Annotated in this window: 18 protein-coding genes; 10 read left to right on the forward strand and 8 right to left on the reverse strand. The window is 70.5% G+C overall.

Features of this window, described 5'->3' with window-relative positions:
- Window positions 1–6: 6 nt before the first annotated feature.
- On the forward strand, window positions 7–1329 hold the full coding sequence (locus tag L3Q65_RS15520; RefSeq protein ID WP_237600072.1) for an MFS transporter: 1323 nt from the start codon (window positions 7–9) through the stop codon (window positions 1327–1329).
- The gene (locus tag L3Q65_RS15525) at window positions 1329–2510 is read left to right on the forward strand and encodes an alkyl sulfatase dimerization domain-containing protein (protein ID WP_237600073.1); all 1182 of its coding nucleotides are present in this window, start codon (window positions 1329–1331) and stop codon (window positions 2508–2510) included. Before L3Q65_RS15520 ends, L3Q65_RS15525 begins: the two co-directional genes overlap by 1 nt.
- Window positions 2511–2836: 326 nt before the next feature.
- Here L3Q65_RS15525 and L3Q65_RS15530 read toward each other — a convergent pair whose 3' ends face one another.
- The 3 genes from L3Q65_RS15530 to L3Q65_RS15540 form a co-directional block, all read right to left on the reverse strand.
- Window positions 2837–4045: a cytochrome P450 gene (locus L3Q65_RS15530; RefSeq protein WP_182888952.1), complete on the reverse strand. Its 1209-nt coding sequence runs from the start codon at window positions 4043–4045 to the stop codon at window positions 2837–2839.
- Window positions 4042–9759 (reverse strand): type I polyketide synthase, encoded by a 5718-nt coding sequence (locus tag L3Q65_RS15535; protein ID WP_237600074.1) that lies wholly within the window; start codon window positions 9757–9759, stop codon window positions 4042–4044. Before L3Q65_RS15535 ends, L3Q65_RS15530 begins: the two co-directional genes overlap by 4 nt.
- A gap of 430 nt (window positions 9760–10189) precedes the next feature.
- Complete coding sequence (locus tag L3Q65_RS15540; RefSeq protein ID WP_237600075.1) at window positions 10190–11467, reverse strand: threonine/serine exporter family protein; 1278 nt, start codon at window positions 11465–11467, stop codon at window positions 10190–10192.
- Window positions 11468–11676: 209 nt separating this feature from the next.
- Here L3Q65_RS15540 and L3Q65_RS15545 point away from each other — a divergent pair, with 209 nt between their 5' ends.
- Entirely contained in the window at window positions 11677–13788 is a 2112-nt protein-coding gene (locus tag L3Q65_RS15545) for a hypothetical protein (RefSeq protein ID WP_237600076.1), read from the forward strand.
- A 28-nt stretch (window positions 13789–13816) separates the two neighbouring features.
- Complete coding sequence (locus L3Q65_RS15550) at window positions 13817–15448, forward strand: ABC transporter substrate-binding protein (protein ID WP_182888948.1); 1632 nt, start codon at window positions 13817–13819, stop codon at window positions 15446–15448.
- Here the strand turns inward: L3Q65_RS15550 and L3Q65_RS15555 are convergent.
- Window positions 15417–16685 (reverse strand): NADH:flavin oxidoreductase/NADH oxidase family protein, encoded by a 1269-nt coding sequence (locus L3Q65_RS15555; protein ID WP_237600077.1) that lies wholly within the window; start codon window positions 16683–16685, stop codon window positions 15417–15419. The two genes, L3Q65_RS15550 and L3Q65_RS15555, sit on opposite strands and share 32 nt — an antisense overlap.
- Window positions 16686–16748: 63 nt before the next feature.
- On the opposite strand from L3Q65_RS15555, the gene L3Q65_RS15560 reads away from it, so the two are divergent.
- The 3 genes from L3Q65_RS15560 (at window position 16749) to L3Q65_RS15570 (ending at window position 19035) form a co-directional block, all read left to right on the forward strand.
- On the forward strand, window positions 16749–17330 hold the full coding sequence (locus L3Q65_RS15560) for a TetR/AcrR family transcriptional regulator (protein ID WP_237600078.1): 582 nt from the start codon (window positions 16749–16751) through the stop codon (window positions 17328–17330).
- A gap of 83 nt (window positions 17331–17413) precedes the next feature.
- A complete protein-coding gene (locus tag L3Q65_RS15565) occupies window positions 17414–18334 on the forward strand; it encodes an acetoacetate decarboxylase family protein (RefSeq protein ID WP_237600079.1) in 921 nt (306 codons plus the stop codon).
- Window positions 18331–19035 carry a type 1 glutamine amidotransferase domain-containing protein gene (locus L3Q65_RS15570; protein WP_237600080.1) on the forward strand — a complete coding sequence of 235 codons (705 nt, stop codon included), beginning with the start codon at window positions 18331–18333 and terminating at the stop codon, window positions 19033–19035. The genes L3Q65_RS15565 and L3Q65_RS15570 overlap by 4 nt, the downstream gene beginning before the upstream one ends.
- A gap of 73 nt (window positions 19036–19108) precedes the next feature.
- Here the strand turns inward: L3Q65_RS15570 and L3Q65_RS15575 are convergent, their stop codons facing one another.
- From L3Q65_RS15575 to cysD, 3 genes are read right to left on the reverse strand one after another with little or no spacing between them, the layout of a single operon-like run.
- Window positions 19109–19708, reverse strand: coding sequence for a hypothetical protein (locus tag L3Q65_RS15575; protein ID WP_237600081.1), 600 nt, complete (start codon window positions 19706–19708; stop codon window positions 19109–19111).
- 40 nt (window positions 19709–19748) lie between these two features.
- Entirely contained in the window at window positions 19749–21632 is a 1884-nt protein-coding gene (cysC, locus tag L3Q65_RS15580) for an adenylyl-sulfate kinase (protein ID WP_237600082.1), read from the reverse strand.
- Window positions 21632–22549 (reverse strand): sulfate adenylyltransferase subunit CysD, encoded by a 918-nt coding sequence (gene cysD / locus L3Q65_RS15585; protein WP_182888942.1) that lies wholly within the window; start codon window positions 22547–22549, stop codon window positions 21632–21634. The genes cysC and cysD overlap by 1 nt, the downstream gene beginning before the upstream one ends.
- Before the next feature lie 82 nt (window positions 22550–22631).
- On the opposite strand from cysD, the gene L3Q65_RS15590 reads away from it, so the two are divergent.
- A complete protein-coding gene (locus L3Q65_RS15590; protein WP_237600083.1) occupies window positions 22632–23105 on the forward strand; it encodes a nuclear transport factor 2 family protein in 474 nt (157 codons plus the stop codon).
- On the opposite strand, the gene L3Q65_RS15595 is transcribed toward L3Q65_RS15590, so the two are convergent.
- Window positions 23093–23983, reverse strand: coding sequence for a helix-turn-helix domain-containing protein (locus tag L3Q65_RS15595; protein WP_237600084.1), 891 nt, complete (start codon window positions 23981–23983; stop codon window positions 23093–23095). The genes L3Q65_RS15590 and L3Q65_RS15595 overlap by 13 nt on opposite strands.
- Window positions 23984–24070: 87 nt before the next feature.
- On the opposite strand from L3Q65_RS15595, the gene L3Q65_RS15600 reads away from it, so the two are divergent.
- Together L3Q65_RS15600 and L3Q65_RS15605 are read left to right on the forward strand one after the other, a co-directional pair.
- Entirely contained in the window at window positions 24071–25240 is a 1170-nt protein-coding gene (locus L3Q65_RS15600) for a hypothetical protein (RefSeq protein WP_237600085.1), read from the forward strand.
- A gap of 4 nt (window positions 25241–25244) precedes the next feature.
- The gene (locus L3Q65_RS15605) at window positions 25245–26024 is read left to right on the forward strand and encodes an SDR family oxidoreductase (RefSeq protein ID WP_182888938.1); all 780 of its coding nucleotides are present in this window, start codon (window positions 25245–25247) and stop codon (window positions 26022–26024) included.

The raw sequence follows: 26024 nt of genomic DNA on the forward strand, positions 1-26024 counted from the left end.
CCCACGATGAACGCTCCCGCCCTCCCCGCCGAAACGGCCTCCCCCGGGCGCACCCGCGGCACCAGCGCCCGCGGCTGGGTCGTCACCGGGCTGCTGCTGGTGTTCATGCTGATCAACTTCGCGGACAAGGCCGTGCTCGGCCTCGCCGCGAAACCGCTGATGCACGATCTCGGCCTGTCGCCCGAGGCGTACGGCCTGATCAGCAGCGGGTTCTACTTCCTGTTCAGCATCTCCGCGATCGTGGTCGGCTTCGTGTCGAACCGCGTGCCGGCGAAGTGGATCCTGCTGGTGCTGGGCGTCGTCTGGGCACTGACCCAGGCCCCGATGCTCGGCACCGTCGGGTTCGGCGCGGTGCTGGTCAGCCGGATCGTCCTCGGCGCGGCCGAGGGCCCGGCGAACCCGCTGGCCATGCACGCGGCGTACAAGTGGTTCCCCAACGAGAAACGCGGCCTGCCCAGCGCGTTGCTCAACGCCGGTTCCGGCATCGGCGTGGCGCTGGCGTCGCCGCTGCTGACCGCGCTGATCGTCGGCTACGGCTGGCGCTGGGCGTTCTTCGCGCTGCTCGTCGTCGGCCTGGTGTGGTCGTTGCTGTGGGCGGTCTTCGGACGGGAGGGCAAGGTCGCCGGGACCGCTTCGGTGCACGCGGCCGCGGTCAAGTCCGAGGCGGACGAACCGCGCGTGCCCTACCGGAAGATCCTGCTGAACGGCACCTGGCTCGGCGGGTTCCTGGCCGGATTCGCCGCGTACTGGGCGCTGGCGGTGCTGGTCGCGTGGGTGCCGCATTACCTCGAAACGGCCTTGCACTACAGCACGGTGACCACCGGGACGCTGGTCGCGCTGCCGTGGATCGCGTCGGTCGTGTTCAACCTCGCCCAGGGCGCGCTGAGCGACCGGCTGATGCGGCGCGGCGTGTCGAGCCGGGTGGCCCGCGGCGTGCTCGGAGGGATCGCGGTGCTGATCTCGGGTCTCGCGATGCTGCTGTTCCCGCACACCGGGGGCTGGTTCCAGATCGCGCTGCTGACCGTCGCGTTCAGCCTGGGCGGGGTTGTGTTCGCGCTCGGCGTCACGATGAACGCCGAGATCAGCCCGACCCGGCAGCGCGGGGCGGTGCTGTCGATCACCGTCGGCCTGGTCACCACCGCCGGACTGCTCGCTCCGTACCTGACCGGACGGCTGATCCAAGCCGCATCGTCGCCGGCCAGCGGCTTCACGCTCGCCTTCACCATCAGCGGCCTGCTGTCCATTGCCGGCGGGCTGCTCGCCGTGTTCTTCGTCAACCCCGACCGCACCGCGCGGCGGCTCGGGCTGCGCACCGAGGTGGTCCGCTGATGCCTTTCCAGGACACCAAAAACCCGCTCTACGGCAGCGGACAGATCACCGAGGTCGCACCGGGCGTCCGCTCGATCGGACTGCAGGGCAACAGCCTGGCGGTGGACACCGCGTCAGGGCTCGTCGTGGTCGACACCGGCCCCTCGCCGGACCTCGTCGCGCCGGTGCTGGACCAACTGGGCGAACCGGTGCGGTGGATCGTCTACAGCCACGGGCATCTCGGCTACAACTACGGCGTGCCCGGGTTCTTCGAGCACGCCGCCGCACACGGAGAACGCCGCCCGACCGTCGTGGCGCACGAAAACGTCGTCCGCCGCTACCAGCGGTACCTCGAGACGGCCGGGTTGCAGAACCACATCAACACCCGGCAGTTCCGCCGTCCGATGGCCGACCTGACAGCTCCCCCGCCGATCACCTTCCCCGACCAGACCTACCGGGAAGCGATGACGCTGGCCCCGGACGTCCGGCTCCTCTGGGCGCCCTCCGAAACCGACGACGTGACCGCGGTGTGGCTGCCGTCCCAGCGGGTTCTGTACGGCAGCGCGGCGGTGATCAACGGCATCCCCAACATCGGTACCCCCATGCGCACCATGCGCGACACCGTCCGCTGGGCCGACACCCTGGACCGGCTCGCGGCGCTGAACCCGGCCGTCCTGGTGCCGGAGTTCGGGCCGATGGTGCGCGAGGACCCGGTCCGCCAGCTCACCATGACCGCGGCCGCGCTCCGGTGGCTGCGCGGCGCGGTCGTGGACCAGCTCAACCGGGGGCGGCGAGTGGACGACATCGTGCACGATCTCCGGTACCCGGCCGAGTTGTTCGACGTGCCGTGGATGCGCGAGCACTACGGGCACCGCGAGTACATCGTTCGCGACATCGTCCGCTCGGAAACCGGCTGGTGGGACGGAAATCCGACGAGCCTGCACCCGTCCCGCCCGGACGTCGCGGCCGCTGCCCGGGCGGAGGCGATCACGGACAAGCAGGCAGTGCTCGACCATGCCGAGCGGCTGCGCACGGACGGGCGGGTGCAGGAGGCGTTGCATGTCATCGATTTGCTGGCGCTCGCACCCGGGGACGATCCGCTGGTGAAGCAGGCGCGGACGGTGAAGGAGGAACTGTGCGCGGTGCGGGCGGCGGAGGCCAGCAGTTACGTGTCGCGGAGTTTCTACCGCAGCGGGTGGTGACGCGTGACGCCTGCGCACCATCCGTCTCCCGACCGCTGCGATTAATTCTCTTTGCCGGATAGCTTTGCGGGCATGAGCCGGCTTTCGGGACGCCGCGATCTTGGTGCGCGCACGACAGACCCGGCTGCTGAGCGCCTGCTTTTCCAGCTGGGTTCCGGAGCGAACCGCACTCGCGTGGTTCACGGTGTGGCTCGTGCTCGTCCCCGCGGCTTTGATACTTCTCAGCTGGCTTGCCGGTCCGCGGGTGCCCGGAGCTCTCGCTGCCGCATGATCGGCCGCGTCCGGCGCGAGCGGGTTCGCCGGGAGAGTTCCCGGCGAACCCCCGGTCACCGCGCGGGCAACGCCGTTTTCCAGGCCAGCTCCAGCCGCTCCGGCCCCCGCTGCCGTCGCGCGGTCAGCCACGGCACCTCGGCCGCGAGCTCCAGGTCCGGGAACCGGGCCAGCAGCGTCCCCAGCGCGACCTGCAGTTCCAGCCGCGCCATCTGCGCGCCCAGGCAGTGATGCGGTCCGTGCCCGAAGCCGACGTGGTGGTTGCGCGTCCGCGCCAGGTTCAGCTCCTCCGGGCAGTCGAAGACCGTCGCGTCGCGGTTCGCGCCTTCCAGGTCGGCGAACACCGCCTCGCCCTCGCGGATCAGCTGGCCGCCGATCTCGACGTCCTCGCTGGCGATGTGCGCGAAACCCGCGCTCGCGCCCAGCGGGACGAACCGCAGCAACTCCTCGACCGCCGACGGCAGCAGGCCGGGGTCGGAACGCAGGCGGGCCAGCTGGTCCGGGTTGGCCAGCAGGGTGTAGAGCAAGTTGGAGATGTGGTTCGCGGTCGTCTCGTGGCCGACCGCCAGGATTCCGCCGGACAGGTCGATCAGCTCGCCCTCGGTCAGCCTGCCCTCGTCGTCCCTGGCCCGCACGAGCGCGCCGATCAGGTCGTCGGTGGGGGTTTCCCGGCGTTCGGCGACCAGCCCGGCGATGTAGCCCCACAGTTCGCGCTGCGCGGTCATGATCTCGGCGTGGTCCGAGCCTTCGCCGCTGAGCATCAGCATGGTGTCGGTCCACGTGTGGACCTTGTCGCGGTCCTCCTGCGGGACGCCGAGCAGCTCGCACAGCGCGGTGATCGGCAGCGGGATGGAGAACGACGACACCAGGTCCGCGGGCGGGCCCTGCTCGATCATCCGGTCGATCAGGCCGTCGGCGATCTCCTGGATCCGCGGGCGCAGCGTTTCCACCCGCTTCGGCGTGAACGCGGCCGCGACGAGCCTGCGCAGCCGGGAGTGCATCGGCGGGTCCATGGTGATGATCGAGCTTTCGCTCTCGATCGCCTCGGTCCCGCGCGGCGCGTCCTTGCCGACGGTCAGGCTGCGCATCAGCCTCCGGTCCACCAGCACGGCCCGCACGTCCTCGTACCGCGTCGCCAGCCACGCCTCGCCGCCGAACGGCAGCCGCACCCGGCTCATCCCCTGCTGCTCGCGCATCTCGGCGTACCGCGGGTCGACGGCCAGCGCCGACGGTTCGAACGGGTACGGGCACACTTCACTGGTCACGACGAACTCCCAAGTCCGGCAACGGTTTCCCCGATCGGTTCTGCCACGGATCCCAGCCACGCCCCGACGGCCGAGGCGGTGCTCTCCGCGTCCTCGGCGACGATGCTGAAATGGTTCCCCGGCACGGTTTCCACGCGGTCGGCCCGCGACCACGTCGTCTGCCACGCTGTCCCGGCGACGTCCCCGAAGCTGCGGGCGGAGCGCAGCAGCACAGTCGGGACGGTGGTGTCCGGCGGCCCCGCGCCGGCGAGAAGGCCGAGGTAGCGGCCCATGGCAGTCAGCTGCGCGCGGTCGAACCCGCCATCGTCCTGGCGGGTCAGCACTTCCCCGGCCATCGCGTGGACCGCGTTCTCGGCCGGGCCGCCGATTTCGTACGTGTCCAGCAGGCACAGCCCCTCCGGAGCACGACCGGTCCGCGCGAGTTCCGCTGCCACGGCTTCGGCCAGCAGCCCGCCGGACGAGTACCCGAGCAACGCGAACGGTTCGCCGTCCGCTGCCTCGCGGGCCTGGCCGGCGAGCGCTGCGACGAGCGTGGCCAAGTCGGCCGGAAGCGGCTCGTCCGCGGCGAAACCGGGCAAGGACAGCACCGAGAACCGCCGGTCGCCGCGGAACGGCGCGGCCAGCCGTCCATATTGGACAGCGCCGGTCATCGCGGCCGGTGAAGGCACGCACAGCAGCGCGGGACGCCGCGGTCCGTCGGCCAGCCGTACCGGCCGGGCTCCGGTGGCCGGATGCCGGAAGGACGGACGCAGGTTCGCCGCAGCTCCGAGCAGGGCGACGCCTTCCGGTACCCGGCCCGCCGCCACTGCCTCGGCGAAGAGCCCGGCGACCGGGTCCGCCTGCTTCGGAGCCGGCGTTTCCCCGGCAGTGTCCGAAAAGGACTCGTTCAGGAATCCGGCCAGGTCCGCGACGGTGGGATGGTCGAACACCAACGTCGCGCCGAGCGTCAGGCCGGTCAGCTCGGAGAGCCGGTTGCGCACCTGGACCGCGGTGAGCGAGTCGAACCCGAGGCCGGGCAGCGCGCGGCCGGGCTCGACGGTCTCGCCGTGGCCAAGCACTGCCGCTACCTGTGCGCCGACCAGTTCCGCCAACCGTTCCCGCCGCTCGGCTGGTGGAGTACGGCGTAGCCGAGCGGCGGCGGAACCCGCTGTGCGCCGGGGCGTCCGCACGTGGCCGCGCAGCAGCGACGGGACGTCGTCGCCACGCCACGTGTCGAGCCGCAGCGGAGCCAATACAGGGGCTGGGTCGGCGATGGCGGCGTCGAACAGGGCCAAGCCTGCTTCGACGGTGAGGCCGCCAGTGCGTTCGTCGGAGTTCCACAGTCCCCAGGCCAGCGACTGTGCGGGCAGCCCAAGGCGGTGGCGATGCCGGGCGAGCGCGTCGAGGAACGCGTTCGCCGCCGCGTAGTTGGCCTGGCCCGGCGCGCCGAGGATCCCGGCGGCGGACGAGAACAGGACGAACTTGTGCACGTCCCCGGCGAGCTCGTGCAGGTGCCACGCGGCGGTGGCCTTCGCCTCGAACGCCGCGTCGACTTGGTCTGAGGTCAGCGACGTGAGCATCCCGTCGGCCAAAACGCCCGCTGCGTGCACGATCGCGGTGACCGGGTGCGCGGTCAGCAGCGCGGCGACGGCGGACCGGTCGGAGAGATCGCACACCGCCACCTCGGCGCGCGCGCCGAGTGCGGCCAGTCCGGCGGTGAGGTCGTCCCCGCCCCGGCCGGTCCGGCTCGCCAGCACCAGCTCCCGTACGCCGTGGTGGCGGACTAAGTGTTCGGCCGCCAATCGGCCGAGTTGCCCGGTCCCGCCGGTGATCAGCACCGGGCCCGGTCCCCATTCCGCGCTGTCGGTGGTTTCGACGGCGACCAGGCGCGGTGCCAGCGTTCGACCGCCGCGAACGACCATGGCCGGCTCGCGCGCGGCAGCGATCAAGTCGTCGGACGGCGGCTCGTCCGTGTCCAGGTGCACGATCCGGCCCGGGTGTTCGGTCTGCGCGGAACGGACCAGACCGGCGACTGCCGCACCGGCCAGGTCGACCGGTTCGCCAGGCAGTCCGGCCGCGTGGCGAGTGACGACCACGATCCGGCGCTCGTCCGCGAGCGCCGCGCGCAGCTCGGAGAGAATCCGGTGAAGTTCACGCTGTGCCGCGGCAGCGTCCGCACCAGGCGAAACGACCAAGGTGCGGGCGTCCTCCGCTCCCCCGTCCGGGAGCACGCACTCAGTCCACTCCGGACGGAGCAACGCCCCCGAACGGGGAGTACGCCGTATGCCGGTGACCGGGCGCAACGCCAGCGCGCCGATCGCGGCCACCGGATTGCCCGAGCAGTCCGCCAACGACAGCGAGACAGTGTTCTCGGCCAGCGGTTTCACCTGCACCCGAAGCTCCGAGCTGCCGGCCGACCACAGATCCGCCTCGGACCACGAGTACGGCAGGAGCGTCTCCGCCCCGGTCGACGGACCGAGACCGATCGCGTGCAGCGCCGCATCCGCGAGCCCGGGATGCAGGCCGAACGCCGCGGCGTCCAGCACCGCGGACTCCGGCAGGGAGACCTCGGCGAACACCTCGTCCCCGCGTCGCCAAGCGGTCTTCAGGCCCTGGAACAACGGCCCGTACTCGACGCCGCGCTCAGCGAGAAGCTCGTACATCCCGTCGAGATCGATCTCCTCGGCCCCGGACGGCGGCCAGGTCAGCACCGGGTCCGGTACTGGGCCAGCCGGGGCCAGCGCACCGTCGGCGTGGCGCACCCAGGGCGCGTCGCCGCTCTGCGCGTGGACGCTCACCGGACGCACCCCGGCTTCGTCAGCGTTACCGACGCGAACCTGAACCCGCACCCCGTCGGCGTCCAGCACCAACGGCGCGTGCACGGTCAGCTCGCGCACCCGGGCGCCACCGGCCTCTTCACCGGCGCGCAGAGCGAGTTCCAGGAACCCGGTGCCGGGGAACACCACCGAGCCGCCGACGACGTGTCCGGCGAGCCACGGCTGCGCGGCAGTCGAAATCCGGCCGTGGAGCAGGAATCCGTCGCCGTCGGCGAGCGGTACCGCGGCGCCGAGCAACGGATGCCCGGCGGCTTCGAGCCCGGTCGCGGACAGGTCTCCCGCTTCGTCCGAAGCCGACAGCCAGTAGCGTTCCCGCTGGAAGGGGTAGGTCGGCAGGTCGATCAGCTCCGCTGCGCGAGGTGCGAACACCGCCGCCCAGTCCAGGGCGACCCCGTCGGCGTGCAATTCCCCGATCGCCTCGGCGATCGCGACGTCCTCGGGCACGTCTCGGCGCAGCGCGGCTACGGCCAGCGGCGCGTCCGGCAGCAGCGCGGTCAACGGCCGATCCGCGCCGAGTTCGAAAAACCGGGTGACGCCTTGGCTCTCCAACGTGCGGATCGCGTCACCGAACCGGACTGTGCGGCGGATGTTGCGCACCCAGTAGTCGGCGTCGAAGGACTCGACCGGCTCGCCGGTCACCGTCGAGACGATCGGCACCGCGGGCTCGGCATAAGCGACGCGCGCCGCGATCGCGCGGAACGGCTCCAGCACCGGGTCCATCAGCCGCGAATGCGAACCGACCGACAGCGCCAGCCGCTTCGTGCGCCGCCCCTCGGCGGAGAACCGGGCGACGACGGCCAGCACCGCCGCTTCCTCCCCGGCGACGACGACCGCGCGCGGCCCGTTGACCACCGCGACGTCGACCTCTTCCCCGGCGAACTCCTCCGGATCCGCCTCGATCGCCGCCATCGCACCGCGCGGCCGAGCCTGCATCAGGGTGGCCCGTGCGACGACCAGCTCCGCCGCGTCCGCGAGGGACAGCACCCCCGCGCAATGCGCGACGGCCAGCTCGCCCCCGGAGTGTCCGCAAAGGACATCCGGCAGCAGCTGCCACGATTCGGCCAGCCGGAACAACGCGACCTCGATCGCGAACAACGCGGCCTGGCTGTACCGGAACTCCTCGAGCGCACCGCCGATCGCCTCCCGCAGCGGACGGTCGAGGTGCCGGTCGAGTTCCGCGCAAGCAGCGGCATACGCGGCCGCGAACACCGGGTGCGCGGCGGCCAGTTCCTCGCCCATGCCCGTCCGCTGCGAACCCCCGCCGGAGAACAGGAACGCCAACGGCCCTTCGCCGCGCGCCATCCGCGCGGGCGGATCGTCCAGCGCGGTCAGCAGCTCGTCCCGGTCGCGCGCGACGACCACCGTGCGATGCTCCAGATGCGTGCGCCCGGTCGCGAGCGTCCGGCCCACATCGGCCAGCCGGAGGCCGGGTTCCGCGCGCAGCCGCTCGGCCAGCCGTTCCGCCTGCGCGCGCAACGCCGCCGGATCGTGCCCGCTGAGCACCACCGGCACCGCTGCCCGATCGTCCGCCGCACTTTCCGCGGCAGGCGGGGCTTCCTCCACGACGACGTGCGCGTTCGTCCCGCTCAACCCGAAACTCGAGACCGCACCCCGCCGCGGGCGGGACCCGCGCGGCCACGGCGTCGCCTCGGTCAGCAGCTCGACCTCGCCGGCCGACCACTCGATCCGGCTGCTGGGCGCGTCGACGTGCAAAGTCCTCGGCAGCAGTTCGTGCCGCAACGCGAGCCCCAGCTTCAACAGCCCAGCGACGCCGGACGCGGCCTGCGTGTGCCCGAGGTTGGACTTCAACGACCCGAGCCGCAACGGTTCCCCGTCGCCGCGGTCCGCGCCATAAGTGGCCAGAATCGCTTGCGCCTCAATGGGATCGCCGAGCGGCGTCGCCGTCCCGTGCGCCTCCACGACGTCGACCTGCGCCGCGGACAACCGGGCCGACGCCAATGCCTGCCGGATCACGCGACGCTGCGCCGGACCGTTCGGCGCGGTGATGCCGTTCGACGCCCCGTCGGAGTTGACCGCACTGCCCCGCAGCACCGCCAGGATCGGCCGGCCGGACCGGCGCGCGTCGGAAAGCCGTTGCAGCACCAGCGTTACGCAGCCCTCGGACCACGCCGTTCCGTCGGCGGATTCGGCGAAACTCCGGCACCGCGCGCCGCGGGACAACGTGCCGTCCTTGCTGAACTCGACGAACGTGCGCGGCGTGGACATCACCGTCGCTCCGCCCGCGAGCGCGAGTTCGCACTCCCCCGCGCGCAGCGCCTGTGCTGCCAGATGCACCGTGACCAGCGACGACGAGCACGCGGTGTCCACAGTGATCGCCGGCCCCTGCAATCCGAAGGTGTAGGCCACCCGGCCGGACACCATTCCCGACGCGGCGAAGCTGCCCGGATAATCGTGGTACATCACGCCGGTGAACACGCCGGTCCGGCTGCCGCCCAGCGACCGCGGCGGGATCCCGGCGCGCTCCAGCGATTCCCAGCCGGTTTCCAGCAGGAGGCGGAGCTGCGGGTCCATCAGGAGCGCGTCGCGCGGGCTGATCCCGAACAGCCCGGCGTCGAATTCCCCCGCCCCGGCCAGAAACCCGCCTTCCCGCACGGAAAACGAGCCCGGCCGGACGCCTTCGGGGTCGTAGAGCCGCTCGACGTCCCAGCCGCGGTCTTCCGGGAACCCGCCGATCGCGTCGCCGCCCTCGGCGAGGAGCCGCCACAGCTGCTCCGGCGTCTCGATCCCGCCCGGCAGCCGGCATCCCGCGCCGACGATCGCGACCGGTTCCCCGCCCGCGGCGGCGCCGAGCAGCCGCCGGTTTTCGTCTTTGAGCCGATGATTCTCCTTCAGCGACGTACGCAATGCGGCGACCAGGTTGCGTTCGGACTCGCTCAACGGCCCCCCAGGGCTAGAAGTGCGGCGTGACCCGGCCGACGTTACGCACCGGCAAGATCCCTGCCACCCCCTAATACCGCCGGGGAAGTCCGGTAAGCGGTCGAATGCCGGGGTTGGGGCGGTGCCTTTCCCTGCCGCCGCGAACCGCTCGCGCACCCGGCTGACCAGGGACGGAAGCGCCGTTTCCGCTGCGGTGACGGAAAAAAGCGGGAGCCCGCGAGCACGGCGAGGCCGGCGTGCCGGGAAGCGGCAGGATAGGTGGCGTCCGGCTGCCAGCCCGCGGAACACCGCGAGCACGGCGCCGCCATCGGCGCTCGACACGAGCGCTTCCGCAGCGGCAGCGCTGAAAACCCGAAACCTGGGTGGCAGAGGAGCGCGGCGAGTTCGTTCCAGAAGTCGCGAGAGACGGCTTCCCGGTCTTCGACCCCGGCTAGCCAAGAGGAGCTCCCGACATCGCAGTATCCGGCCGGCGCAACGCCGCGAGCTGCAACCCGAGCACGACCCCGACTCCGATCGCCGCCGTAGCGAGAATCGCCTCCGCCACCGCGTCCCAGGCGCCGGGAACCCGCGCGAACACCTGCGACAGGCTCAAGTACAGCGCGGGCCCCGGCAACACAGCACCGGTCAAACCGGGGATCGTGACCACGGCGGTCGGTGCCTTCAGCGTCCGCGACACCACCGCGGCGAGCACCCCCAGCACCGTCGTGGCGAGGAAGATCGAGACCGGAGCCGACAGGCTGAGCACCGATCGACCCGTCCAGTTCGCCAGGGACGTCACGATCCCGGCCGCGCAGGCGAGCAGCCACCAGCGCGCGGGCGTGCCCATCAGGATCGCGTTGCCCAGTGCGCCGACCAGGGCCGTCACCGGCACCAGGGCCAGCGGCAGCGCGGCGAGTTGCACCCGGCTGGCCTCGCCGAGGATGTCGAGGTCGTTCGCCACCGACACGACGACCATCACGCCGGTCGCGATCGCGCCGGTGAGCAGCAGGACTGTCACGATCCGGGCGGCCGCCATGAGGTGGAAATCGCCGACCGCGTCCTCGACCAGCGAGACCAGCGACAGAATCGGCAGCAGCAGCACGAGATTCGCCGCCGAAAGGCTCGCCGCCTCGTGCCCGGTGAGCACTCCCAGCGACAGCAACGAGATCGCGACCGCCAGCACGGTGCTCGCCTTCGCCGCGACTTGGAAGAACTCCGCCATGCCGACTGTGCTCAACGCCCAGCCGACGCGGTTGGCGAAAACGAACAACCCGGCGGACACCGCCGCGGCGAGCACGGTCCCGTTCGCCTGGAGGCAAATCATCGCCGCGAGCAGGCATCCGCCGAGCAAACTTACGTACCACGGCCAGGTCGGGCCCGCTTGAGCAAGGATTCCGGCGTCGCGCTCGGCTTCGGCAGGCGAAATCGTACCGGCGGCGGCGCGCACCGCGAGCGCTTCCCAGTCTCCCATCCGGCCGATGTCGCGAGCGTCGTTCGCCTGCACGCTCCCGAACAGCACCAGCGGTTCTCCTGCGCCGCCGCAGTACTGGAGGTGAATTGCCCGCACTCCCACCGAAATCCGCAGATCCGCGACGCCGCCGGCCGACGCCAGCCCGCGGACCGTGCGCACGATGACGGCGGTTTCGATGCCCTGCCGGAACATCTGCATCGCCACGTCGAGAGCGAAGCTCAGCACCCGTTGCGCCCGTTCGCGCTCGTCCACTGCCATGACCGCACTTTAAGCAGCCGCCCCGACAAGAAAGGGCCCGCGAACGCGCGGAATGGGAGCCTTCGCCCGATCGTGGCGCACGCTGGCTTTCCCTGAGCGGAACACCCCCGGACAGCCGCTTGCGCGAGCGACCGCGAGGGCCACACTTTTGAGTGAACCGCCGCGATACCTGTGACACGGCCCACATCTGAACCGATACACCTTCTGCCGTGCCTCTGACCGCACCGCGAGCCGAACGGCAGGACCTGGGGGAACCGCACGTGCTGACCGCCGCAGAACTCTTTGTCCGGCAAGCCTTCCGGCGTCCAGCGGAGGGGACGGCCGTGCCGGAGCCGGTCGTCGCGCTGCTCGGGCCGAAGGGCTCGGGCAAGAGCGCCGCGCTGAAAACGATCTCCGCCGCGTGCGGGGGCACGCTCGTCCACGCCCGGCTCGATTTCCAGGACGCCCAGGTCGCCGATCCGATCTCCGCCGTCGCGTACGTGTCCTTCCTGCTGGCGCGGCACTGGGACAATCTGCCGCGCGACCCGGCCTTCCACCGCGTCGGGCTTTCCCTGCTGGCACTGAACGAAACCCTGCCGCAGGACCGGGACGCGGCCCGGGCGCACGTCCTCCAGCTCGTCGGAAGCTACCTGCACCAGGACGACGACCACGCCGTCGCGGACATGGCGGGCGAGGCGGTCAAGTTCGCGCTGTCGCTGTCCGGGATCGGCGCACAGGTGCCGGGACCCGCTGTCCAGCAAGTGCTCAGCAGCGGAATCAGCGCGCTGCTGCGGCTGACGAACCGGCGGCGGCGAAGTGTGCGGCAGGCGTTGAAATGGTTCAGCGGCCTGCTGGAGGGAGCCGGCACGATCGACTCGCTGATCGAGCTGAGCCAGCGCAATTCCGATCCGGTCCCGCACGTGCTGAACGCGTTCCTGACCGATCTGTCGCGCAGCGCCGATCAATGGACGACGCCGGTGCGCCGGTGCGATTGCCTGGCCCCGCACGGACAGGACGTCCCGCACGAGCACGCCTGGGCGCTGCTGGTCGACAACGTCGACGCGACCCCCGCCGGCCGCGAATTCCTCTCCGCGTTCGTGCGCGCACGGCAGAATCGGTTGCCCGAGCGCGATCCGCTGCTGATCGTGGCGGCGATGGACCGGTGGTCGTCCGCTTGGGGCCACTGGTGGCGGGAACCGTGGCGGACGAAGGCGGACTGCCCGGGCAAGCGGCCGATCCCCCTGCTGTCCCAGGCGGATTTCAAGCAGTGGACCCACCATCTGGCCGCCACCGCCGACAGGGGCGGCTCGCCGACCCGCGCCTGGTATCCGGTGTGGCTGGACCCGCCCGGCCCCGAAGTGCTGCACAACCTCGCCCCGACCCCGCCGGACGGCTGGGAACCGGCCGTCTTCGACGAGTTCGTCCGGCGGCTCTCCGGCGGCCTGCCCGCGGCCGCGCAGGAGATCGGCCGCCGGGCAGGCGAACCGCCGGTCGACGCCAAACCGCTCGCCCGGTCGCTGCTTTTCCAGCCGCACAACGGAATCACGCTCTGGGAACGCGCGCTGACCTCGTTCTTGCCGCGGCCGTTGCTGGCCGACCCGCTGCCGATCGTCGTCCCGCAGGCGGTCGCGGTCGGGGTGCGGCTCGGCCAGCCGGGGCAGTCGCCCGGGCTGGATCCGGCCGTTTTCCCCGACGCGAACGACATCCTGCGCGCACTGCGGGAGAACCTGTGGGTCAGCACTTTCGCCGCCCGGCCTTCGCGCCTGTGGCCGGTCGCCGCCCCCGAGCGGGAACATCCCGCGGCGCTGCATCCGTGGCTGCTCGCCTGCCTGCTGGCCGGACTGCACGCGCAAAGCGCCGCGGACCGCCATCCCGTCGGCATGACGTGGGCGGAAGTGTTCAGGCGGATGGCGAACACCTGCGCCGAGCCCACCGGCGAAACCGAGGACAAGGCCCGGCGGCTGTACTACGCCCTCGCCTGCGACAACTTCACGCACGTGGTCGACGAATTGGTCACCGAGTTCGCCAAGACCGGGCATCCCCGCTGGGTCCGGCTGGTCGACCAGATCACCCGGGCGCCGTGCCGCCGGCCCGCGGTCGAGCCGACCGACCACAGCGTCGCGGAGCTCGTGCCGGACGGGCAGCCGGGGCGGGAGTCCGCCGAGGCCGCGATCACCAGCATCGTCGCGCGGCTGTGGCTCTACCACGATCCGCACACCGTTCCCAGCCCGGCGCACGACCAGCGGATCTCCAAGAACTTCACGAGGCTGGCCGGCAATTACGCGGCCGGCGACGACACCGACGCGCTGACCGACGCCGCCGCGCAATTCGGCGGCCGGTGAACCCGCCTCTTCTCCCGACAGGAGCGTGATGGACCGCATTCGCAAGCTGCTGCGCTGGTTCACCCACCGATTCCCGCGGCTGGCCAACTGGGTGCTGCGGCGTCCGGTGCTGGCGACCGGCTTCGCCACGCTGACGGTGGTCGTCCTCGTCGCCGCGGCCCTCCTCGTACCCCCGTTGCTCGCCCGGTGCGGGGACGGCATGGCCCCGGACGCGAACGACGCGTGCGTCGGCATCGACCTGGACAGCTCGCAGTTCCGGCAGAACGAACCGGAGCACATGCGGGAGCTGGAAGCGACGGTCCGGGCCAACAACGCTGCGGTCGGCGACAACTACGTGTCCGTGGTGATGTTCCAGGACATGACGCCGAACGAAGGCGTCGACACCCGCCTCTACCCCGATCTGTACCCGGACATCGAGGGCGCGATCGCCGGGGTGTGGCGGGCCAACCACACCGCCGCGTTCCAGGGCAGCGTCCCGAAGGTCAAGCTGTTCCTGGCGAACATGGGCAGCCAGTACGCGAGTTGGTCCGAGGCCGTCGACGAGATCTCCGAGCACGCGGCGGGCAACCACGTGGTCTCGGTTATCGGGCTGGGCCAGAGCATGGACAACACCCGCGCGGCGGCCGCGAAACTGACCGCCCAGGCGCATCTTCCGGTGATCGGCGCGACGGTCACCGGGGACACCATGAACCTCACCCCGGAGGGCAAGCTCAACACCGGTTTCTTCCGCACCTCGCCCACCAACACCCATTCCGTGGCGGCCGCCGCCCGGTACATCGCGGGCATCGAGCCGGACCCGTCGCGGGTCGCGATCGTGCAGGACAACATTCCCGGCGACGACTACACGCAGACCCTCGGCTCGCGGGCGGTGAAGGAAATGCCGGCGGCGCACCGGTTCCCGTTCACCTCGCCGGGCGCGCTGCCGCGCGACGTCTCCCGCACGGACCCGCTGCTCACCCAGTTCGCCTACCTGAACCAGAATCTGTGCTCGGTCGCGCCGACGGTCGTCTACTTCACCGGCCGCGGCACCGACCTCGGGCCGTTCGTGCAATCGTGGACGCAGGGGAACACGCCGTGCGCCAACGGAAAACTGACCGTCGTCACCGGCGACGACGGAGGCTCCGCGATCAACGAGGCCAGCCTCCGCGACGCCGTCCGCGGCGGCCACGTCCGGGTGCTGTTCACCTCGCTGGCCAGCCCCGACGAATGGGGCCCGTGCAACGGCACCGCCGAACAGGCCGCCTACAACACGTTCCAGGCGGTCTTCACCGGCAGACCCGGCGTGTGCAACGGCCAGTCCGTCCGCGCGGACGACGGCGCAGCCTCGCTGACGTTCCCCGTCGCAGACCTGAGCAGCGGCGAAGGCATCCTCGCCCACGACGCCATGATGGTCGCCGTCATGGCCGCCCGCCGGGCCGCGAACGGCAACGCCGACCCGGTGGTCCGCACGCCCCTGTCGCAAATCGGCCTCATCGAGGAGATGCGGTGCCAGAACGCCGTCCAGGGCGCGAGCGGGACCATCCAGTTCAGCCCCGATCAGGCGCAGTACGGCAACCCGGTGGAAAAGCCGTTCCCGATCGTGGAGATCAGGGCCGACGGGTCCACCGCGACAGTCTGGAACAAAGCGGTCACGAGTGCGACGCCGAGGACGTCCTGCTGATGCCCCGGCGGTCGAGCCAGCTGCGGTAGCGACGCAACGCGCGTTGCTGCAGCACCGTCTCTTTCGCCAGCGCCAGCTTGGGGTTCGTCCGCAACCGCGGCGAACGGCCCGCGCCCACCCGTCGCAACTGGCGGCGCACCCGCGCCATCCCCGCTGCCGAAGCCAGCGTCTTGTCCTTGATCGCCACCGGCGCGAGCTCCACCGCGGCGTCCTCGCCGCGGAGCCACTTCTTCGGCAGATCGGGATCCATCGCCAGAGCCGTCCCCATTCCGGCCAGCTCGATGCCCCCGGCCAGGACCTGCTCGGCGACCGGCCGCCGGACGATGCCGCCGGTCAGCATCAACGGCAGCGGGCTCGTCCGGGCGAGTTCTTCGGCCAGGGTCAGGAAATACGCCTCTCGTGCCACCGTGCGCTCGTCGGCGGAACGGCCCGACATCGCCGGGCTCTCGTAGCTGCCGCCGGACAGTTCGACCACGTCGACACCGAGCGGAGCCAGCATCTCGATCACCCGGGCGGCGTCCGCGGCGTCGAACCCGCCTCGCTGAAAATCGGCCGAGTTCACCTTCACCGCGACGGTAAATGCCGGCGACACCGCGTCGCGCACGGCTCGCACGATGTCGAGCAGCAGCCGCGCCCGGTTCTCCAGGCTGCCGCCCCACTCGTCGGCCCGCCGGTTGGCCAGCGGCGACAGGAACTGCGACAGCAGATACCCGTGCGCGGCATGGATCTCGACCCCGTCGAACCCGGCCTCCTCGGCACGACGCGCGGTTTCGGCGAACCGCGCCACCGTCTGTCCGATGTGGTCCGCGGTCATCTCAGCCGGCTGCGCGAGCCGCTTGCTCTGCTTGCCCACGTCGACCTTGATAGCCGACGGACCCCACGCGACCCCGGGCAGGTTCGCCATCACCTGGCGTCCGGGGTGGTTGATCTGCATCCACACCCGCGAGCCGCCGCTCTTGGCCGCGTCCGCCCACGCGCGGAACGGCTCCAGCGGCGACCGCTCGTCCAGGACGATGCCCGCCGGCCCGGTCATCGCTTCGGCGTGCACCATCACGTTCCCGGTGATGAGCAGCCCGGCCCCGCCTGCGCTCCAGCGGCGGTACAGGCGGCGGATCCGCTCGTCGGGCACCTGCCCGGAGCCGGCCATGTTCTCCTCCATGGCCGCTTTGACGAGCCGGTTGGCGAGCGCGGGCCCATGGGCCGGCGCGAATGGCGTGAACAGCGGCGAGGTCGTCATGATTCCTTCGATCCGTGCGGTATGTTTGCAGTGCTCACATGAGCGTAGGAGGCGATGTAAGCAGTGTCAACTTCCACGAAGGACGGCTACCATCACGGCGACTTGCGGGCAGCCCTGCTGACGACCGCGATGGAGATGCTCGAACAGGGCGAGCAGTTCTCCCTGCGAGCCGTCGCACGGAAAGCGGGCGTCTCCCCGACCGCCCCGTACCGGCACTTCGCCGACCGTGAAGCCCTCGAGTCAGCGCTCGCCGCCCAAGGCCTCCGGGATCTCAACGACGACCTGGTCCAGGGCGACGCGATGCCGGCCACAGTCGCCGAACTGGCCGAACTGGGCGTCGCGTACGTCGACTTCGCCCTGCGCCGCCCGGCACTGTTCCGGCTCATGTTCGGCAATGCCTGCGACGACACGAACGAGGACCGGGTCAGCGCCGCCGCCTCGGTGCACGAGACGCTCGCCCGCGCCGTCGCCAACGTGTTCCCCAAGGCCGACCTGGCCAACATCGCCATCGCGGGCTGGGGACTGGTGCACGGGCTGGCCAGCCTGCACCTCGACGGGAAGCTAGCCAGCGACTCCCCCGGCGACGTCGCCAAGCAGGTCCGCGCGTCCTTCGCCGCGGTCTTCGCCGCCCGGCCGGGTGAGTGACGACCCGCGGTGTTGACAGTGCTCACATCGAGGGCCTACCGTGATGTAAGCACTGCACACATACCCTGACGGGAGCGACCGCGATGGCACCGACCGGAACTGTGGACGTCGATCTGGGCGGTCGCCTCGTCACCGTCCCCGAAGGCGGCCTGTACGACCGCTACCGGATGGACACCGACCTGGACGAGATCGCCCGCGACCCGCGCGTCAGCGGCGTCGAGTTCTTCCGCGGCCTGCCCAAGACGAAGGTCGAGTCGCCGATCGGTCCCACACTCACGCCGAACTTCTACTACCGGATGTCCTCGGCCCGCCTTACGATGCTCGCCCGGTCCCGCGCGATCCGCGCCCGGCTGCCGCGGGAGCTGGCGCCGCTGGAGGTCGCGCCCGGCCTCGGCCTGGTGTCGGTGATGTTCTTCCGCTACGACGTGTGCGACATCGACTTCTACACCGAGGCCGCCGTCGGCATCGCGGTCCAGCCCGCGCGGCACGGGAAGCTCGGGTTCGTGGACCTGCTCGCCGCGCTCAAGAACGACCACCTCGACACCTACGTCCTGTCGCTGCCGGTCAACACGGACATCGCCCAGGTCCGCGGCCACGACGGCTACGGTTTCCCCAAGTGGGTCACCGAACTCGACGTCGAAATCGACGCGCGCCGCACCACCGCCCGGGTCGCCAACGACTCCGGCGAACTCGACCTGGCGCTGTCCGCAGCCACCCCCGCCCAGACGAGGTACCCGAGCGGCGAACGTGTTTCGACCCTCACCTCCTACACCACCATCGACGGCGCCTGGCACTCGACGCTCAGCCAGACCAACGCGCTGTCGGGCGGAAGCGCGTCCTTCCCGCGCACCGTCGATCTGCGGCTCGGGCGCGGTCGGATGAGCGACGGCCTGCGCTCGCTCAAGCCGACCCGCCCGGTCCGCTTCGACGTGCTCGCCGAAGGCCAGCTCGCCCTGCACCTGCCGGTCCCGTACTCGGTTCCCCCGCAAGGAGTTTCGCGATGACCAAGGTTCTGCAGGTGCTCTCCGCCGCCCGGGTCTGGACGCTGAAAGACGGCACCGAGCACCCGACCGGATTCTGGGCCGAGGAATTCGTCGTCCCCTACACGCTGTTCACCGACGCGGGCTGGGACGTCACCGTCGCCACTCCCGGCGGCAAGCGGCCCGTGGTCGACCAGCTCAGTCTCGGCGTGAAAGGCGGAGTTCTCCCGCACACCGCCAAGAAACTCAAAGCCGGACTCGAGCGCCTGGCCCCCGTGCTGGCCGAGCCCGCCGATCTGTCCGAAGCGGACCCGGACGACTTCGACGTCGTCTTCTACTCCGGCGGCCACGGCCCGATGGAAGACCTCGCCGTCGACCCGGTTTCCGGCGCGCTGCTGACCACACGGCTGGCCTCGGCCCGGCCGCTCGCCCTGCTGTGCCACGCGCCGGCCGCCGCCCTGGCGGCGAAGAACCCGGACGGCAGCTGGCCCTTCGCCGGCTACCGGATGACCGGGCTTTCCAACGTCGAGGAACGGTTCAACCCGTTCGCGTGGAAAGCCAAGTGGCTGCTCGAAGACCGGCTCAAAGAGGCGGGCGCGGACTACACTTCCGGGCTGCCGCTGAAATCCCACGTGATCGTCGACCGCAGTCTTTACACCGGACAGAACCCCGGTTCCTCGGCCGCACTCGCCCGCCGGATCATCGACGACGTCTCCGCCGCATAGCGCGGATCACGCCACGCCTTGATGTTCCCGCCGCCCGGCGCTGCTGACGCCGGGCGGCGGTCGCTCCGGACGCCTACGAGCCCGAGGCGGCCCCTTCAGCGCCCGCGACCCGTTCGATCAGTTCGTCGCGAAACTCCCGCGCCGCCTGGAACTCCGGTTCGTCGCCGGTCGCCCTCTTCAGCGCGCCCTCCAGGATCTTCAGCGCTTGGCGTTCGTCGCCGTGCGAATCCGCTTGCCTCGCAGCGTTTTCCATCGCTTTCGCGAGCTTCGTCCGCGCCTCGGGCTCCTTCGCGGCCTGGTTGATCCGGATCCAGTTGCCACCCGGATCGACGACGGTGAACCCGGTATAGCGGTCGTTGCGCAGCCGCGGCCGGGTCATCCGGGGGATGCCGGAGACGAGCAGCTTGCCGTGCACGGACCGCATCCCCGCCGCGAAGGCCTCGAACAGTTCGCTGGTGTCCTCCACGATGACCAGGCAGGTGCTGTACGACTGCTTCGGGTCGTAACCGTCCATGCCGAAGAAGTGCAGATTGAGGTCTTCCCGCCGCACCGCGACGTGCGAGTACGGCCGTGCCTGCCGGGAGGTGATCTCGAAGCCGAGCATCTCGTAGAACGGCGCGATCTCGTCGATGGAGGGACAGGGCAGGAGCGGAATGGTCAATTCGTTCGCCATCTCCTGAACGTAAGCCCGGATCCGCCGAAACGACACGGAGCTATTTGCTCGTGCGAACAGGAGCGCCGACAGTCGGCGGCACCAGGTCCGGGCGTTGCTCCAGGGCGGCGAGAACCAGCGCGGCCATCGCGGCCGGGTCGCCGTTTTCCGGGCGCAGCACCAGGTCCGGGGCCGCGGGCCGTTCGTACGGCGCGTCCACTCCGGTGAATCCGGTGATCTCGCCCGAACGCGCCTTGGCGTACATGCCCTTCGGATCCCGGTCCTCGCACACTTCGAGCGGGGTGTCGACGAAGACCTCCAAAAACTCCAGCCCCGCGGTTTCGTGCACGGTCCGCGCGAGTTCGCGATCAGCCTGGTACGGGCTGATCAACGACACCACCGCCACGACCCCGGCGTCGGCGAACAGCTTCGCGACCTCCGCGACGCGGCGGATGTTCTCGGCCCGCTGCGCCGGGGCGAACCCGAGGTCGCCGTTGAGCCCGTGCCGGAGGTTGTCGCCGTCGAGCAGGTACGCGGGGCGGCCCGAGGCGACCAGCCTGCGCTCCAGTTCCGCGGCCACGCTCGACTTGCCCGAGGCGGACAGCCCGGTGAGCCAGACCGTCCGGCCGCGGGTCGCGCGTTCGTCCCGCGACACCGCCGCCGGATGCCAGACCACGTTCGGCGCGGTCGTGCCCGGGCCGGTGATCACGCCCGCGCCGACGGTGTCGCCGGAGTGTTCGTCGACCAGGAGGAACCCGCCGGTCGGCCGGTTGCGGGCGTAGGGGTCGAACAGCAGCGGCTGCCGCGTCCGCAGCCGGATCCGGCCGATTTCGTTGAGCGACAACGACTCCGCTGCTTCGTCGCGGTGCAGCGTGGTGACGTCCAGCCGGTAGTCGAGCGAGGCGACCTCGGCCTTGGTCTCGCGCGTGGTGTGCCGGACGAGGTAATTCGCGCCCGGAGCGAGCGAGGACTGTTCGGAGAACCAGCACACCATGGCGTCGACGTCCTGGCCCACGTGCGGCCGGTTGCCCGGACGGCAGATCAGATCGCCGCGGCTGAGGTCCAGTTCGTCGGCGAGTTCGATGGTGACCGCCAGCGACGCGAACGCCTCGGCCACCGCGGTCCCGCCGGGTCCCCAGATCGCGCGTACGGTCGTGGTGAACCCGGACGGCAGCACGGTCACCTCGTCGCCGGGCTTGAAGACGCCGCCGGCCACGGTACCGGCATAGCCGCGGAAATCCCGGCTGTGCTCGCGAATCACGTACTGCACCGGAAAACGCGCGTCGACCAGGTTCCGGTCGGACGCGACGTGCACCTGTTCCAGGTGGTGCAGCAGCGAAGTGCCTTCGTACCACGGCATGCTCGCACCCCGGTGCACCACGTTGTCGCCGTGCAACGCGGACATCGGGACGAAGGTCAGGTCCGGGGTCTGCAATTTCATCGCGAACCCGCGGAAGTCCTCGCGGATTTCCTCGAACCGCTCCTGCGACCAGCCGACGAGGTCCATTTTGTTCACGCACACCACCAGGTGGCGGATGCCCAGCAGACTGGCGAGAAACGCGTGCCGGCGCGACTGCTCGAGCACGCCCTTGCGCGCGTCGACCAGGATCAGCGCGACGTCCGAAGTGGACGCTCCAGTGACCATGTTCCGGGTGTACTGCACGTGTCCCGGCGTGTCGGCGATGATGAACTTCCGTTTGGGCGTGGCGAAATACCGGTGCGCGACGTCGATCGTGATGCCCTGTTCGCGTTCCGCTCGCAGGCCGTCGGTGAGCAGCGCGAGGTCCGGATACGCGTCGCCGCGGTCCCGGCTCGTGCGCTCGACCGCTTCGAGCTGGTCGGTGAACACCGTCTTCGAATCGAACAGCAACCGGCCGATCAGGGTCGATTTGCCGTCGTCCACACTGCCCGCGGTGGCGAGCCGTACCGTCGTGACCCGGCTCATCAGAAGTACCCTTCCTTCTTGCGGTCTTCCATCCCGGCCTCGGAAATCCGGTCGTCGGCCCGGGTCGCGCCGCGTTCGGTCACTCGCGTCGCGGCGACCTCGGCCACCACTTCCGCGGGCGAGGAAGCGGTCGACTCGACGCAGCCGGTGCAGGTCGCGTCGCCGATCGTGCGGAAGCGAACCGTTGCCGGACAAGGAACTTCACCCTCGGCCACGGCGAGGAACCGGGTGTCGGCGAGCAGCATCCCGTCGCGTTGGACCACCGCCCGGCGGTGCGCGTAATACAGCGACGGCAGGGCAACGTCCTCCGCTTCGACGTACTGCCAGATGTCCAGCTCGGTCCAGTTCGAGAGCGGGAACACGCGGATGTGCTCGCCCTTCCGATGCCTGCCGTTGTACAGATTCCACAGTTCCGGGCGCTGCCGCCGGGGATCCCATTGCCCGAACTCGTCGCGGAAGCTGAACACGCGTTCCTTGGCCCGGGCTTTCTCCTCGTCCCGCCGGGCACCGCCGAACACCGCGTCGAAGCCGTTCTCGCGGATGCCGCGCAGCAAAGTCGCCGTCTGGAGCCGGTTCCGGCCTGCCTTGGGATCCTCGACGCTGCGGCCCGCGTCGATGTCGTCCTGGACGCGCGCGACCAGCAGCCGCAATCCGCAGCGCTCGACGGTTTCGTCCCGGAACCGGATCACCTCGTCGAAATTGTGCCCGGTGTCGACATGCATGACCGGGAAGGGCAGCGGCGCGGGCCAGAACGCTTTCGCCGCGACGTGCAGCATCACCATCGAGTCTTTGCCGCCGGAGAACAGCAGCACCGGCCGTTCGAAGGTCGCCGCGACCTCGCGGAAGACGTGCACGGCTTCGGCTTCGAGCGCACCGAGGTGGCTCAGCTCGTAGGCCGGGGGTGCCTGGGTCGCCATCGGATCCGCCCTTCCGAGGTTCGAGGACAGAAAAGTAGAACAGGTTCTTGCGCTCGGTCAAGCAGCGGAGGACGCTGAGCGCATGGACCTGGCCGCGCTCGAAGAAATCCGCCGCGTGAAATTCCGCTACCTCCGGTGCCTCGATTTGAAGCGCTGGGACGAGATGGCGGAGACGCTCACCGCCGACGCCCGCGTGCACTACGGCACGCCCTCCTACGGCGAACCGCTGAACTTCGACGACCGCGACGCGCTCATGGAGTTCCTGCGCACCACCGTCGGCCCGGGCATCACGACGATGCACTTCGCCGGCCACCCGGAAATCGAGATCGACGGGGACACCGCGACCGGCCGGTGGATGTTCCAGGACAAGGTGATCGTCGCCGAGCACCGGGTGGTGATCGAAGGAGCCGCGTACTACGAGGACACCTACCGGCGCGAGGACGGCGTCTGGCGGATCAGCAGCACGGGGTACGAGCGGCTGTACGAAACGCTGGTCTCGATGAAGGACCAGCCGGGGTGGAAGCTGACGGCGAACATGTGGGGTCAGCCAGCCTGACCGGGCCGGGCCCCGCCCGCCTCCGCCGTCACCGCATCCGCGACCGCGGCCAGCGCCGCGCCGCGGCGGGCGATTTCCGCCCCCGTGATCGGCTCCCCGACCGACAACGTCAGCACCAGTTCCTGCCGCCCCGACGCGTCGAAAGTCGGGGCGGCGAGCAGGCTCACCGCGTGTTTCTTCCGCGGTTCCAGGTCCGCGCCGAGGTACACCCGCTCCCCCAGGCTCGACACCAGCTCGCCGACCAGCCCGCGCACTTCGGGCGGCAGGTCTCCCGCCGCCACGCCCGCCATCAGCGTGTAGAGCCTGCGGCCCGCTGACGTGAGGCTTTCCACCAGGTAGCCGTGTTCCCGGCACTCCGCGACCACGCGGCGCAGGTACGTCTCGTCCAGCCGGACCGGCACCGCGGGCGGCGTCGCGAGCCAGGCGTCGAAGGCGGAATCGGCGTCCCACAGCACGTACATCAGCCCGACCGGCGGCGCGAACGGATAGGTCTCGCCGAGCCGCACCTTGCCCGGTCCGGCGCTCTGCAGCATCAGGATGCGCCCGTCGACCACTGCCGACGCGGTGCACGTCGCCTGGTACCGGGCACTGAGTTCTTCGAGATGGGTCCGGGCGATTTCGCTGGCGCCGAAACCCTCCGCGGCCGCGCGTCCGGCCGCGATCATCGCCGGTCCCAGGCGATACGTCGTGGTCCTCGGGTCGCGGACCACATAGCCGCCCGCGGTCAGCTCGGTCAGGATGCCGAGGCAGGTCGGCTTGCTCAGGTCCAGTTCGCGAGCCAGCGCGGACAGTCCGAAGCGCTGGCCCGGCCGGGCCGCGAAATAGTCCAGCAGCCGCACGACCCGCTGCGTCGGCGGCGAGCGCCGGGTAACCGCCATTGACCCATCCTTAGAACGCGTTCTAGTCTCAACGGACTGTGAACGTACCACCCCGGTACAGATCTGGACCACTGTGAGGAGTCTCCGGTGCTGACCGAACCGCTCGCCGGCGCGATCGCCGAAGCCGAAAAGATCATCGCCGAGGCGCCGCACGTCCGGACCGAACAGGACCTGGTCGAGGGCTACGACTACCTCGCGGGCAGCATCCGGGCGTCGGTCCAGACGGCGTGGGCCTACGACCGGGACTTCCCGTACTTCACCCTCTCCACCGGCCCGTACACGAAAATGGGCCTGGACAACCCGGACACCCTGTACTTCAACGCGAACATCCGCGAGGACCGCGAGTACGTCGTCACCGGCACCCGCGGCACCACCGCCGACCTGAGCTTCCAGATCCTCAACGGGGACTACACACCGGTCGAGGTGCCCGACAGCATGACCGCGTTCGACGACCGCGACATCCCGATCGCCGAAGACGGTTCTTTCGAGATCCGCTTCGGCCCGGCGAAACCCGATCCCGAACCCGGCTATTTCGTGCTCGGCCCGGGTTCCTCGATGCTCGTCGTCCGGGAGGTCTACAGCGACTGGGCGACTGAACGCCGCGGCACGATCCAGCTCCGCTGCGCCGGCACCGCCGGCCAGGCGCCGCCCGCGCTCACGCGCACCGCGATGGAGAAACGGTACGGAGTCACCGGCAAGATCCTGCTCAGCCGGATCCGGACGTTCCTCGCCTTCCCGAAGTGGTTCTACCTGAACCTGCCGGTGAACACGATGACCGAACCGCGCAGCACGCCCGGCGGCCTGCCCACCCAGTACTCCTCGGCGGGGCACTACGAACTCGCCGACGACGAGGTCATGATCGTCACCGTGCCCCGTTCGGACGCGCCGTACCAGGGAATTCAGCTCGGCAGCACCTGGTACGTCTCGCTGGACTACCTGAACCACCAGACCAGCCTCACCGCCGACCAGGCCCGGGTCGACCCGGACGGCAAGATGCGGTTCGTGATCAGCGAACGCGACCCCGGCGTCGCGAACTGGCTCGAACGCACCGGCCACGACCGCGGTTACGTCCAGATCCGCTGGCAGCGGCTTTCCCGGGAACTGACCGAAAAGGACGGTCCGGAGGTCGAGGTCGTGAAGTTCGGCGAACTCGCCGACCGGCTGCCCTATCACCGGCAGGCCCGCGTGACGCCGGAGGAATGGGCACAGCGGATCGCCGCGCGACAGGCCGCCGTGGCGGCCAGGATGCTGGGCTGACCTCATGGATCTCCTCACCGGCAAAGTCGTTCTCGTGTCCGGGATCGGCCCGGGGCTGGGCCGTTCCGTCGCCCTGCGCTCCGCCGCGGCCGGGGCCGACGTCGTCCTCGCGGCCCGCACCGAATCCCGGCTCGCCGAGGTCGCCGCCGAAGTGGCAGCACTCGGCCGCCGCGCCGTCCCGGTGCCGACCGACATCACCGACGACGCCTCGGCGACCAAACTCGTCGAGACCGCGCTGAGCGAGTTCGGGCGGCTGGACACCTTGGTCAACAACGCTTTCGCGATCCCGCCGATCACCGACCTCGCCGAGGTCGACCTCGACGCGGTGCGCGCCGGATTCGAAACCAACGTGCTCGCCGCGCTCCGGCTGACCCGCCTCTGCACCTCCGCACTCGCTGACAGCGCCGGTTCGGTCGTGATGATCAATTCGGCCGTGCTGCGGCATTCCCGGCGCACGTTCGGCGCTTACAAAATGGCGAAGGCGAGTTTGCTCGCGCTCGCGCAAAGCCTCGCCTCGGAACTCGGCCCGCGAGGGATCCGGGTCAATTCCGTCGCCCCGGGCTACATCTGGGCGGACTCGCTCAAGTGGTATTTCGCTTACCTGGCCAAAGAACGCGGCATACCGGCGGAGCAGGTGTACGCGGAGACGGCGGAGACGATCGACCTGCGCCGCCTCCCGGAACCGGACGAGATCGCCGACACCGTCGTGTTCCTCGCGTCCGCGCTCGCCCGCTGCGTCACCGGGCAATGCCTCGACGTCAACGCCGGCGAATACCACCACTGA

It is taken from the genome of Amycolatopsis sp. FU40, from assembly GCF_021903635.1.
Classification (GTDB): Bacteria; Actinomycetota; Actinomycetes; order Mycobacteriales; family Pseudonocardiaceae; genus Amycolatopsis; species Amycolatopsis dendrobii.

Bases quoted from the DNA above. Each gene is read 5' to 3' on its own strand.
- L3Q65_RS15525 (WP_237600073.1), top strand. From the start codon at position 1,329: ATGCCTTTCCAGGACACCAAAAACCCGCTCTACGGCAGCGGACAGATC.
- L3Q65_RS15590 (WP_237600083.1), top strand. From the start codon at position 22,632: ATGGACCTGGCCGCGCTCGAAGAAATCCGCCGCGTGAAATTCCGCTAC.
- L3Q65_RS15575 (WP_237600081.1), bottom strand. From the start codon at position 19,708: ATGGCGAACGAATTGACCATTCCGCTCCTGCCCTGTCCCTCCATCGAC.
- L3Q65_RS15550 (WP_182888948.1), top strand. From the start codon at position 13,817: ATGGACCGCATTCGCAAGCTGCTGCGCTGGTTCACCCACCGATTCCCG.
- L3Q65_RS15565 (WP_237600079.1), top strand. From the start codon at position 17,414: ATGGCACCGACCGGAACTGTGGACGTCGATCTGGGCGGTCGCCTCGTC.
- L3Q65_RS15520 (WP_237600072.1), top strand. From the start codon at position 7: ATGAACGCTCCCGCCCTCCCCGCCGAAACGGCCTCCCCCGGGCGCACC.
- cysC (WP_237600082.1), bottom strand. From the start codon at position 21,632: ATGAGCCGGGTCACGACGGTACGGCTCGCCACCGCGGGCAGTGTGGAC.
- L3Q65_RS15555 (WP_237600077.1), bottom strand. From the start codon at position 16,685: ATGACGACCTCGCCGCTGTTCACGCCATTCGCGCCGGCCCATGGGCCC.
- L3Q65_RS15540 (WP_237600075.1), bottom strand. From the start codon at position 11,467: ATGGCAGTGGACGAGCGCGAACGGGCGCAACGGGTGCTGAGCTTCGCT.
- cysD (WP_182888942.1), bottom strand. From the start codon at position 22,549: ATGGCGACCCAGGCACCCCCGGCCTACGAGCTGAGCCACCTCGGTGCG.
- L3Q65_RS15570 (WP_237600080.1), top strand. From the start codon at position 18,331: ATGACCAAGGTTCTGCAGGTGCTCTCCGCCGCCCGGGTCTGGACGCTG.
- L3Q65_RS15605 (WP_182888938.1), top strand. From the start codon at position 25,245: ATGGATCTCCTCACCGGCAAAGTCGTTCTCGTGTCCGGGATCGGCCCG.
- L3Q65_RS15595 (WP_237600084.1), bottom strand. From the start codon at position 23,983: ATGGCGGTTACCCGGCGCTCGCCGCCGACGCAGCGGGTCGTGCGGCTG.